9 protein-coding genes, 1 tRNA gene and 1 pseudogene are annotated in these 9,744 nt (G+C 72.5%); 7 read left to right on the top strand and 4 right to left on the bottom strand.

Annotation, left to right across the window (positions count from 1 at the left end):
- A pseudogene (locus ADY59_RS44945) lies at positions 1–667 on the top strand (serine/threonine protein kinase); the annotation flags it as partial.
- 69 nt (positions 668–736) lie between these two features.
- Here ADY59_RS44945 and ADY59_RS44940 read toward each other — a convergent pair.
- On the bottom strand, positions 737–1,768 hold the full coding sequence (locus ADY59_RS44940) for a M48 family metallopeptidase (protein ID WP_197094153.1): 1,032 nt from the start codon (positions 1,766–1,768) through the stop codon (positions 737–739).
- An 86-nt stretch (positions 1,769–1,854) separates the two neighbouring features.
- On the opposite strand from ADY59_RS44940, the gene nadD reads away from it, so the two are divergent.
- The 3 genes from nadD (at position 1,855) to ADY59_RS44925 (ending at position 3,579) form a co-directional block, all read left to right on the top strand.
- Positions 1,855–2,472: a nicotinate-nucleotide adenylyltransferase gene (gene nadD / locus ADY59_RS44935; RefSeq protein ID WP_063780983.1), complete on the top strand. Its 618-nt coding sequence runs from the start codon at positions 1,855–1,857 to the stop codon at positions 2,470–2,472.
- A 79-nt stretch (positions 2,473–2,551) separates the two neighbouring features.
- Entirely contained in the window at positions 2,552–2,947 is a 396-nt protein-coding gene (gene rsfS / locus ADY59_RS44930; RefSeq protein ID WP_049576744.1) for a ribosome silencing factor, read from the top strand.
- Positions 2,944–3,579: a histidine phosphatase family protein gene (locus tag ADY59_RS44925; RefSeq protein WP_049576743.1), complete on the top strand. Its 636-nt coding sequence runs from the start codon at positions 2,944–2,946 to the stop codon at positions 3,577–3,579. The genes rsfS and ADY59_RS44925 overlap by 4 nt, the downstream gene beginning before the upstream one ends.
- On the opposite strand, the gene ADY59_RS44920 is transcribed toward ADY59_RS44925, so the two are convergent.
- A complete protein-coding gene (locus ADY59_RS44920; protein WP_049576742.1) occupies positions 3,539–4,693 on the bottom strand; it encodes an FAD-dependent oxidoreductase in 1,155 nt (384 codons plus the stop codon). The genes ADY59_RS44925 and ADY59_RS44920 overlap by 41 nt on opposite strands.
- A gap of 154 nt (positions 4,694–4,847) precedes the next feature.
- Here ADY59_RS44920 and ADY59_RS44915 point away from each other — a divergent pair, with 154 nt between their 5' ends.
- Positions 4,848–5,747: a TetR/AcrR family transcriptional regulator C-terminal domain-containing protein gene (locus tag ADY59_RS44915; protein WP_049576737.1), complete on the top strand. Its 900-nt coding sequence runs from the start codon at positions 4,848–4,850 to the stop codon at positions 5,745–5,747.
- Between the two features lie 65 nt (positions 5,748–5,812).
- A tRNA-Ala gene (locus ADY59_RS44910) sits at positions 5,813–5,885 on the top strand.
- Positions 5,886–5,939: 54 nt separating this feature from the next.
- Here ADY59_RS44910 and ADY59_RS44905 read toward each other — a convergent pair.
- On the bottom strand, positions 5,940–7,508 hold the full coding sequence (locus tag ADY59_RS44905; RefSeq protein WP_049576735.1) for an FAD-dependent monooxygenase: 1,569 nt from the start codon (positions 7,506–7,508) through the stop codon (positions 5,940–5,942).
- A 105-nt stretch (positions 7,509–7,613) separates the two neighbouring features.
- On the opposite strand from ADY59_RS44905, the gene ADY59_RS44900 reads away from it, so the two are divergent.
- A complete protein-coding gene (locus ADY59_RS44900) occupies positions 7,614–8,264 on the top strand; it encodes a TetR/AcrR family transcriptional regulator (RefSeq protein WP_049576733.1) in 651 nt (216 codons plus the stop codon).
- A 50-nt stretch (positions 8,265–8,314) separates the two neighbouring features.
- Here ADY59_RS44900 and ADY59_RS44895 read toward each other — a convergent pair whose 3' ends face one another.
- Entirely contained in the window at positions 8,315–9,508 is a 1,194-nt protein-coding gene (locus ADY59_RS44895; RefSeq protein WP_049576732.1) for a S1C family serine protease, read from the bottom strand.
- Positions 9,509–9,744: the final 236 nt, after the last annotated feature.

The following is a 9,744-nucleotide window of genomic DNA, read 5'->3' as shown; positions in this document are numbered from 1 at the left end:
GGATGGGGAGGCGGCTGCGGGACGGGGTCGCGGTGATGGGGCGGCGGTGGTGCGGAGCCGGGCCGACGACGGGAAGGTGACGGCGGCCCGGGGCAGGGCGCGGACGGTGGCGCGCGGCGCCGGGTTCAGGTCCGAGGCGGCGGCCACCACGCTGCCGGCCGGCAACACGGCGCTGTTGCTGCTCGCCGTGCTGGCCGTGCCGTGCGTGGTGGCGTCGGTGATGTGGCCGATCGCCTGCATCGGCATCACGGCCGTGTTCGTGGTGCTGATCAGGTCGTGCTGGATGAGCCACTGGATGGTCAGGAAGCGCTCGTCACGGCGGGTCCGGGTGACGCTGCGGGTGCTGCTGTTCCCGTTCGCGCTGGCCGGGGCGGTGACGACGGCGGCCGTATGGCCCGGGGTGCCCGCGGCCGTGGTGGCGGGCGGGGCGCTGTGGATCACCGGGGGCGGCGAGATCGACTCCACCTGGTGGCAGCAGCCCGCGCCGGTGACCGCCGCGGGCGTGGTGTTCGGGATGTTGTGCGGGGGCATCACCGGGCGGGAGATCGAGCGGATCGGCGCCCGGCTGCCTGAGTTGCGCAAGGAAGGGCTGCGCGCACTGGCCGTGCTGGGCGGGTTCGTCGCCCTGTGCGCGGCGGCCGTACGCGCGATCGCCCTGCTGCTGTGAGACGGACGGCGGTGATGACGCGACCGCGGACCGCGCCGCCGGGAACGGCGGGCTGCCCGGTGTGCGGCGTCAGCCCTGGCCGCCGTCGCGGCGCGCGAAGCGGTTGAAGATGCGCTCGCCGGCGTTGACGGCGCCCTCGGCCACGTCACGCAGCACGCCGATGAACGGGTCCTGGGACTCCGACCAGGACCGGCGGTAGGACTCGGCGGCGGCCTTGACCTCGTCGGTGACCCGGGCGTTGGGGTCGTCCTCGCGGCGGGGGTAGTCGCCGCCGATGATGCGGTCGTACTCGCCGCTGCGCTGCCACTTGTCCAGCTCGGCCACGCGCACCACGGCGAACGGGTGGGTGGTGCCGAGCAGGTTGAGCACCTTGAGGAAGCCGTCGCGCAGGTCGCCGGCGGTGTCGTACTCCTGGTACTGCTCCAGGAACGCCTCGATGTTCATCTCGTTGGTGTAGTCGCCGCCGGCGAGCTTCATCAGCGCGCGCTTGGCCGCTTCCGGGTTCTGGCTGGTGAGCAGGCCGCCGCGGTCGGAGGAGAGCTCGGACTTGCGGTACCACTCCTCCAGGCCGGCCACGATCGCGCGCAGGCCGATGTAGCCGAGCGGGATCCAGGCGACGCGGGCCGCCAGGCGGGTGAGGATGTCGAGCATGGTGCGGTAGACCGCGTGGCCCGACAGGATGTGGGAGGTCTCGTGACCGATGACGAAGCGCTGCTCCTCCTCGTTCATGAGGTTGAGCAGGCCGGTGGTCACGACGATGAACGGGTCGTCGAAGCCGATGGCCTTGGCCTGGACCTGCGGATCCTGCTGGACGTAGATCTCCGGGATGCGGTGCAGGTCGAGGGTGTAGGCGGCGTCGCGGCCCATGTCGTGGAGGGAGCGGAACTGGGTCTCGCTCACGCGCACGGCGGAGGCGAGATACATCAGGCGAAGACGCCGCTCGCTCACGAGGCCGGACATCTGCTTGAGCACCGTGTCGAACCCGCTCAACTTGCGCAGAGCGACCAGGGCCGACCGGTCTGCGGGGTGTTCGTAGGCACGGGAAGAGATGCCGGGCAGTTGGACGCGGCTGCGGTCCGGGGTGGTCGTCATGCCCGGCATGCTACGTCCGCAACCGGTGTGATGCGCGGTCATCATCGAGGGGGGTGCCCTCATGTTGGGGAGAGCGTCCGCGTAGGGTCCGTTTCATGATGAACGCGCCTGGTGTCCAGGGGAAGCGACGCGTGGGTGTTATGGGCGGTACGTTCGACCCCATCCACCACGGTCACCTCGTCGCGGCCAGCGAGGTGGCGCACCACTTCGATCTCGACGAGGTCGTGTTCGTGCCGACGGGGCGGCCGTACCAGAAGTCGGAGCGCGAGGTGTCCGCGCCCGAGGACCGTTATCTGATGACGGTGATCGCGACGGCGTCGAACCCGCGTTTCTCTGTCAGCCGGGTGGACGTGGACCGGCCGGGGCCGACGTTCACCATCGACACTTTGCGGGATATTTCCCGGATTTATGGGTCCGGGGTGGAGTTGTACTTCATCACCGGCGCCGACGCCCTCGGCGCCATTCTCGGCTGGCAGGACGCCGAAGAGCTGTTCGAGCTGGCCCATTTCGTCGGCTGCACCCGGCCGGGGCACACCCTGCACAACCCCGGGCTGCCCGAGGGGCGGGTGACGCTGCTGGAGATCCCGGCGCTGGCGATCTCGTCGTCGGAGTGCCGGCAGCGGGTCGAGAAGGGCGAGCCCATCTGGTATCTGGTGCCGGACGGCATCGTGCAGTACATCAACAAACGCGGGCTCTATCACGCCCACGGCTGACGTGCGTGAGGCGGGGCGGCCGAAAAGGGTACCCTCAACATAAGGGCATGTTGCCGACACAGGAGGACCGACCCGCATCGTGACAGCATCCGACAGAGCCGTCCAGCTCGTGCAGATCGCCGCAGAGGCGGCCGCCGACAAGCTGGCCGACGACATCCTCGCCTACGACGTCAGCGAGCAGCTGGTCATCACCGACGCCTTCCTGCTCTGCTCCGCCACGAACGACCGCCAGGTCCGCGCCATCGTCGACGAGATCGAAGACAAGCTGCGCACCGAGGCGGACGTCAAGCCCGTGCGCCGCGAAGGTGAGCGCGAGGGCCGCTGGGTGCTCCTCGACTACATCGACATCGTCGTGCACGTCCAGCACGAGGAGGACCGCACCTTCTACGCCCTGGAGCGGCTGTGGAAGGACTGCCCGGCCATCGCCCTGCCGGAGAGCGTGATGCAGGCCAACATCCAAAGGGCCCGCACTTGAGCAAACGGATCGTCTGCCTCAGGCACGGGCAGACCCTGTGGAATGTGGAGCACCGTTTCCAGGGTCACTCCGACATCCCGCTGGACGAGACCGGGATCGCGCAGGCGGCCCGGGCCGCCTCGCTGCTCGCCTCGCTTCGGCCGACCCTCATCGTCTCCTCCGACCTGCAGCGGGCCAACGACACCGCCCTCGCGCTGGGCCGTGTCGCCGGCCTGGAGGTCGGCGTCGACAAGGACTTCCGCGAGCGCGGCGGCGGTCAGTGGGAGGGCCTGACCCGCGAGGAGATCGCCGAGCGCTGGCCCAGGGAGTACGTCGCCTGGGAGGCCCCCGACGGCGAGCCCGTGCCCGACGTGGCCGCCCGGGTGGCCACCGCCATGCGCCGCTGGGCGGCCAAGCTCGACGACGACGGCCTGCTCGTCGTGGCCTCCCACGGCGCGGCGCTGCGGCTGGGCATCTGCGAGCTGCTCGGGCTGCCGCAGGAGCTGTGGTCGGCCATCGGCGGGCTCGGCAACTGCTCGTGGTCGGTGCTGGAGCAGGGCCGCCGGGGCTGGCGGCTGCTGGAGCACAACGCGGGCACCCTGCCCGAGCCGATCAGCAGCGATGACAGTCCTGACGCGGAGGGGCGGCGCTAGCGTAGTCCTCCAGCGCGATGGCGTTGGCGGCCTTCGTGCCCATGCCCTTGATGCCGGGGACGTACGGCAGCATGCGCATGGCCTGGTTGCGCAGCCAGATCTGGTGCCGTTTGCGCGGCACCAGAAACTGCTCGCCGCCCTGCGCCTGTTTCTGGCACGTCTCGGCGTAGGGGCGCAGCCGCTGCTCGTAGCGGGCGAACGCCGTCTCGTGATCGCCGCCCGCCGCTGCGAGCTCGCCCGCCAGCACGTACGCGCCGACGATCGCCAGGCCGGTGCCCATGCCGCCAGGGCCGGGCGCGTAGCCGGCGTCGCCCACGAGCGCCACCCTGCCCTTCGCCCAGCGGTCCAGCTTGACCTGGGCGGCGGCGTCGAAGTAGAAGTCCGGAGCCTGCCACATGGCCTCCAGCAGGGCGGGCACCCGCCACCCCGCGTCGGCGAAGACGTTCGCGACCAGAGCTTTCTGAGCGTTCACGTCACGGTGGTCGTGGTCCAGCTCGGGGGAGGCGAAGTCGAGCATGGCCCGGCCGCCGATGACGGTGGCGGAGCGGCCCGGCATGCTGTACATCTGGCTCGCGTGGTGGCCGGGCACGCTGAAGATCGCGCCGTACATGCCGAGGTGGCGCGGGCGGCTCGGCCCGAAGGCGAGCGCGCGGACGGCGGAGTGCGTGCCGTCGGCCCCGACGACCAGGTCGAAGGAGCGGGGAGGGGTGCGTTCGAAGGTGACCTCACGGCCGTCCAGACCGGTGATCGTGTCGTCGTGGATGTACTCGGCCACGTCGCGGGTGGCCTCGTGGAGGATGCGCGCCAGATCGCCGCGGAGGATCTCCACCTCGCCGCCGAACAGCTCGGCGGGCAGCGCCGACAGGCGTCTGCCGCGCTCGTCGACGATGGCGATGGGTTCCGGGCGGGTCTGAACGGCGCGGATCGCGGGCAGGACGCCCATGCGGTCGAGGACGGTCAGCTGAGGGACGCCGCGGAAGTCGACGGCCTGGCCGCCCTCGCGCGGGCCGGGGTGGCGCTCCACGACCGTGGGCCGGAAGCCGTGGCGGGCGAGCCAGTAGGCGAGTGCCGGGCCGGCGATGCCGGCGCCGACGATGAGGACCTTCCGGGTCATCGGGTGCTCCTTTGGTGTACGGCGTACGCGCACAGTAGGAGCCGGGCGATTCCACCGGCAAGAGGGGGCGCCGGTGCACTAGAGCGCCTGGCCCCGGATGTGGCACGATCCGGGGGTGCGGTGCACTAGAGCACCGCCGGAAGGAGCCGTCGTGATGCCGCCCTATCAGGCGATCGCGGGTGAGCTGCGGCGCCGCATCCGGGAGGGCGAGCTGGCGGCCGGCGACCGCGTCCCGTCCACGCGCGAGATCACCCGTGAGTGGGGCGTGGCCATGGCCACGGCCAGCAAGGTCCTCGCCACGCTGCGGGAGGAAGGGCTGGTGCGGGCCGTGCCCGGCGTCGGCACCGTCGTGGCGGACGCCGTACGGGCCCGCCGTCCCGGTCAGGAGCTCACCCGGCAGCGGGTCGTACGCACGGCCATGCGCGTCGCCGACGCGGAAGGGCTGGCGGCCGTCTCCATGCGGCGGGTCGCGGGTGAGATGGGCACCTCCGCGATGGCGCTGTACCGGCACGTTCGGGACAAGGACGAGCTCGTCTGCCTCATGGCCGACGCCGCATACGCCGAGGAGCCGCTGCCCGAACCGCCGCCCCGGGGATGGCGGGCCCGGATCGAGACCTCGCTGCGGCTGCAGTGGCGGATCTGCCGCCGGCACCCGTGGGCGGTCCAGGCGACGCCGCTGACCAGGCCCCAGTTCGTGCCCCACGCCATGGCCCACACCGAATGGCTGCTGCGCGCCGTCGACGGGCTCGGCCTCGACGCCAACACGATGCTGCACGTCAGCGTGTGCCTGGCCGGCTTCGTCCGCGGCGCCGCCGCCGGCCTGGAGGCCGAGATCCAGGAGCGGGCCGAGACCGGCCTCACAGACGACGCGTGGCTGCGCGGCCAGGAACGCGAGTTCGCCACCGCGCTCGCCTCGGGCGTCTACCCGACCCTGGGCAGGGTCGTCACCCAGCCGGGTCTCGACCTGGACCTCGACACGATCTTCGAGTTCGGGCTCCGCAACCACCTCGACGGCCTGGCCGTCCTGGTGGGCAGGGCGGCCGGGCGCGATTAGGCGATTCACGCGGATGGCTATATGCTCTCCGAGCGCCGCAAAGAGCACACTCCGCGCGGTGACCAGGGGCTATGGCGCAGTTGGTAGCGCGCCTCCATGGCATGGAGGAGGTCTGGGGTTCGAATCCCCATAGCTCCACCCCGGCCCTTTCCGAATCCCGTCCGATCAGCTGATCGGGCGGGATTTCGCGTTTCACCGCACATCCCCGGGCGGTTCGGCGGCGCCGAACCAGCGCCGCGCGGCGGCCCGGAGCGCTTCCGTCTCCGTGGGATCCGGCTCGGGTGAGGCGGACGCCCAGGCCACGTAGCAGTCCGGCCGCAGGAGCAGGGCGGTGGGCGCGCCGGGCCGGGGCCGCGCGGTGACGACGTCGATCCCGTCGTGGCGCAGCGCGGGGTCGCGCGCCAGCGATGCTCCTTCGGTCAGGTCGAGCAGCAGCGGCCGTGCGGTCCTGGTCAGCTCGGCCAGCCGGACCGGGCCGGTCGGGGTGTCCAGCTCCAGGTCGGGGGCGAAGCGGCCGATCAGGGGGTGCGGCCCGGCCGCTCCCATGTCGTAGCGGACGTCGGCGCCCGTGGTGAGTTCGGCCAGGCGCCGCACCGTACCCGGGTCGTGGAGCAGTTCGGTGAACAGGTCGCGCAGGCCGGTGACGTCGCTGCCGGGGGCGATCAGGGCCGCCTGCGCCCGGGCGTTCAGCACCATGCGGTGGGCGGCCGATCGGCGCTCCGTCGCGTAGGTGTCCAGCAGTCCGGGCGGGGCGCTGCCCCGGAGCTCGGCGGCGAGCTTCCAGCCGAGGTTGACCGCGTCCTGCAGGCCGAGGTTGAGTCCCGGTCCGCCCCCGGTTGCGGCGTACACGTGGGCGGCGTCACCGATCAGGAACACCCGGCCGTGGGCGAACCGGCCGGCGACCCGGGTGTTGCCGCCGGCCAGCCGGCGCAGCACGTGCGGGCCCTGTCCGCCGGGCGGCCCGAGCGGCACGTCGACGCCGAGCACGCGGCGGACGCTCGCCCGCAGCTCCTCCAGGCTCATCGGGGCGTCGGTCGCGGGCTGATCCCACTCGGTGGTGCTGATCAGCGGAGGGTGGCCGGGCATCGGTGCGTAGGAGAACCCGCCGTGCTCGGTGCGGTGCGGCAGGAACGGCAGAACGGCGCCGTGACCGGGCACCTCCAGCGCGCCGCTCTCCGGGTCGACCCAGTCGGCCGGGACCGTCGCGTGCGCCGAGCGGACGGTCATGCGGTCGTAGGTGACGCCGGGGAACTCGATGCCGGAGAGCTTGCGCGTCGCGCTGTGGGCTCCGTCGGCGCCGATCAGGTACCGGGCGCGCAGGCGGTACTCTCCGTCCGGGCCCGCGACGTCGACGGTGACGGCCCCGTCGTCCTGCGACAGGCCGACGAGCTCGTGCTCCCGCCGGATCTCCACGCCCAGTTCGGCGGCGCGTTCCTGGAGGACCTGCTCGATGCGCCGCTGCGGCACCGGCAGGGCGTGGACGGGGCTGTGCTCCAGCAGGCTCAGGTCCAGGCCCATCGCGCCGAACATGAAGTAGGCGGAGTTGGGCTGCGGCGGCTGCGGGCTGCCGCTGAGGCGCTCGTGCAGCCCGCGGTGGTCGAGCACCTTCACGACCTGGCCGAGCAGTCCGTTAGCCCTCGGTTCCGGGCTGGGCTCGGGCAGCCGCTCCAGCACGAGCGGCCGGATCCCGGCCAGGCTCAGCTCGCAGGCCAGCATCAGCCCGTTCGGGCCGCCGCCGGCGATGACGACATCTGTGATCATGGTGCTCCCTGGTTCGCATGGAATGCGGATGCGGCGCCAGGCTAGACAGTAAAAATGCGTGCACGCAAATTTGCGTGCACGCATCGAAGGTGGGATGATGGGTTCGTGACGACAAGGCGAGCCGGGTTGCGTGAGCAGAAGAAGCAGGCCACCCGGGAGGCGCTGAGCGCGGCTGCCCTGCGGCTCGCCCTGGAGCGCGGGCCGGACGACGTGCGCGTCGACGACATCGCCGAGGCCGCCGGGGTCTCGCCCCGGACGTACAACAACTACTTCTCCAGCCGCGAACAGGCGATCGTCGCCGCCGTCGCCGGCGAACGGGAAGCGCGGATCGCGGCGGCGGTGGCCGGCCGGCCCGTCGGCGTCGGCCTCGCCGCGGCCCTCGTCGAGGCGGTCGTCGAGGCGTACACCACCGCGAGCGAACCCGGCCGCGACGCGCTGCTGCTGATCACCACCCGTCCCTCGCTGCGCGAGGCGTTCGTCGGCACCACCGGCGCGATCGAGAACCCTCTCGCCGGCGCGATCGCCGGACGCCTCGGCGACGACGACGAGCGGACCGCCCGGGTGCTCGCGGCGAGCGTGGCCGCCGCGGTCCGCATCGCGCTCGAAGGGTGGCTGCAGACCACGGCCGCGTCCTTCACCGCCGGCGGGCTCGTCGTGCCGTCCGGGTCGCTGCCGGACCTGCTGCGCGCCACGCTCGCGCCGCTCACGCCCGCACTCGACGCGGCGGAGGAGCGGGCGCGGCGCCGGCCCCGGTGATGCGCGGGCGGCGGTCATCCGCGCTCCGGGAAGCGCCGGCCCCCCTCGCGCTACTTCTGCCCGGCCATCGTGACCTTCACGGTGGCGGTCTCCGCGTCGCGCCGGTACGTGATCTCCACCTGCTGCCCGACCCGGAAACCGCGGACCTGGCCGACGACCGTGTCCGCGCCCTCCACGGGCGTGTCGCCGATCTTCGTGATGAGGTCGCCCTGCTTCAGGCCCGCCTTCTCGGCCGCGCTGCCCGGGGTGACCTCGCGGATCAGGGCGCCGGGCACGTCGCCGGCGGCGTCGGTGACGCTCACCCCGAGGTAGGCGTGGCTGACCTTCCCGTCGCGGATGAGCTGGTCGGCCACCTGCTTGGCGGTGTTCACCGGGATCGCGAAGCCGAGGTTGACGCCGTCGGGCGCGACGGCGCTGTTGATGCCGATCAGCTCGCCCGCCGCGTTGACCAGCGCGCCGCCCGAGTTGCCGGGGTTGATCGCGGCGTCGGTCTGGATCATGCCGCCGAGCGTGGTGGTCTCCCGCTCCTGCTGGTTCCAGCCGGGCGGGACCTGCTGGTCCGGGCCGCTCCCGGCGGTCACCGTGCGGTCGAGCGCGCTGACGATGCCCGCGGTGACCGTGCCGTCCAGGCCGAGCGGGCTGCCGATGGCCAGCACGTCGTCGCCGACCTTGAGCCGGTCGCTGTCGCCGAGCGTCACCGCGGCGAGCCCCGACACGTCGGCGGCCCTGATGACGGCCAGGTCGGTCGCCGGGTCGGTGCCGATCACGGTAGCCCGGGCGGTGCGCCCGTCGTTGAGCTTCACGGCCAGGCCGCCGTCCTGCCCGGCCACGACGTGGTTGTTGGTGAGGATCAGCCCGTCGGCCGACAGCACCACCCCTGACCCCTCGGCGCTCCGCCCCTGGATCATCACGACCGACGGCTGCACCTTCTCCGCCACCTGCGCGATCGTGAACTGGTCCGAGGCCGTGCGGAAGACGGGGCTCGGGCCGTCCGGGGTGGCCGTCGCCGCCGGGCGGGACGCCTCGCTCAGGTACGCGCCGACGGCGCCGCCGCCAGCCGCCGCCACCGCCAGGGCGGTCAGGCCCGCCAGCGCGAGACCGGCGACGGCCTTCCTGGTGAGAAGGAAGCCGTGCCGCCGCGGCGGGGGCGGTGGCGGCGCCGCGCCCGGCCCAGGGAAGCCGCCCGCGACGGGCGGCCTGTCGCCGAACTGGCTCCAGCCGCCGCCAGGCTCGTTCGCGTCCATGTCATCTCCTCGATTCCGGTGACCCAAGAGTGACGAGGGGCCGGTAAGACCGGGCTAAGCCCAAGATCCCGCCGACCGGCGTCCGCTGACGCGGGGCTTATCGGCGCAGGCTACCGGCCTTCCGTATATGGCGTACTGTGTAGGACGTACACATAAATGGGAGGGTGTCGTGGAGATCCGTGCATTCAGGGAGACCGACCGCGGGGAGTTGCGGGAGCTGTTCGGGCGGGCGGGGG

This window comes from Nonomuraea sp. SBT364 (assembly GCF_001083785.1).
Classification (GTDB): domain Bacteria; phylum Actinomycetota; class Actinomycetes; order Streptosporangiales; family Streptosporangiaceae; genus Nonomuraea.
Note: the sequence above shows the minus strand (reverse complement) of the source record. Positions and strands in the feature narration are given on the sequence as shown.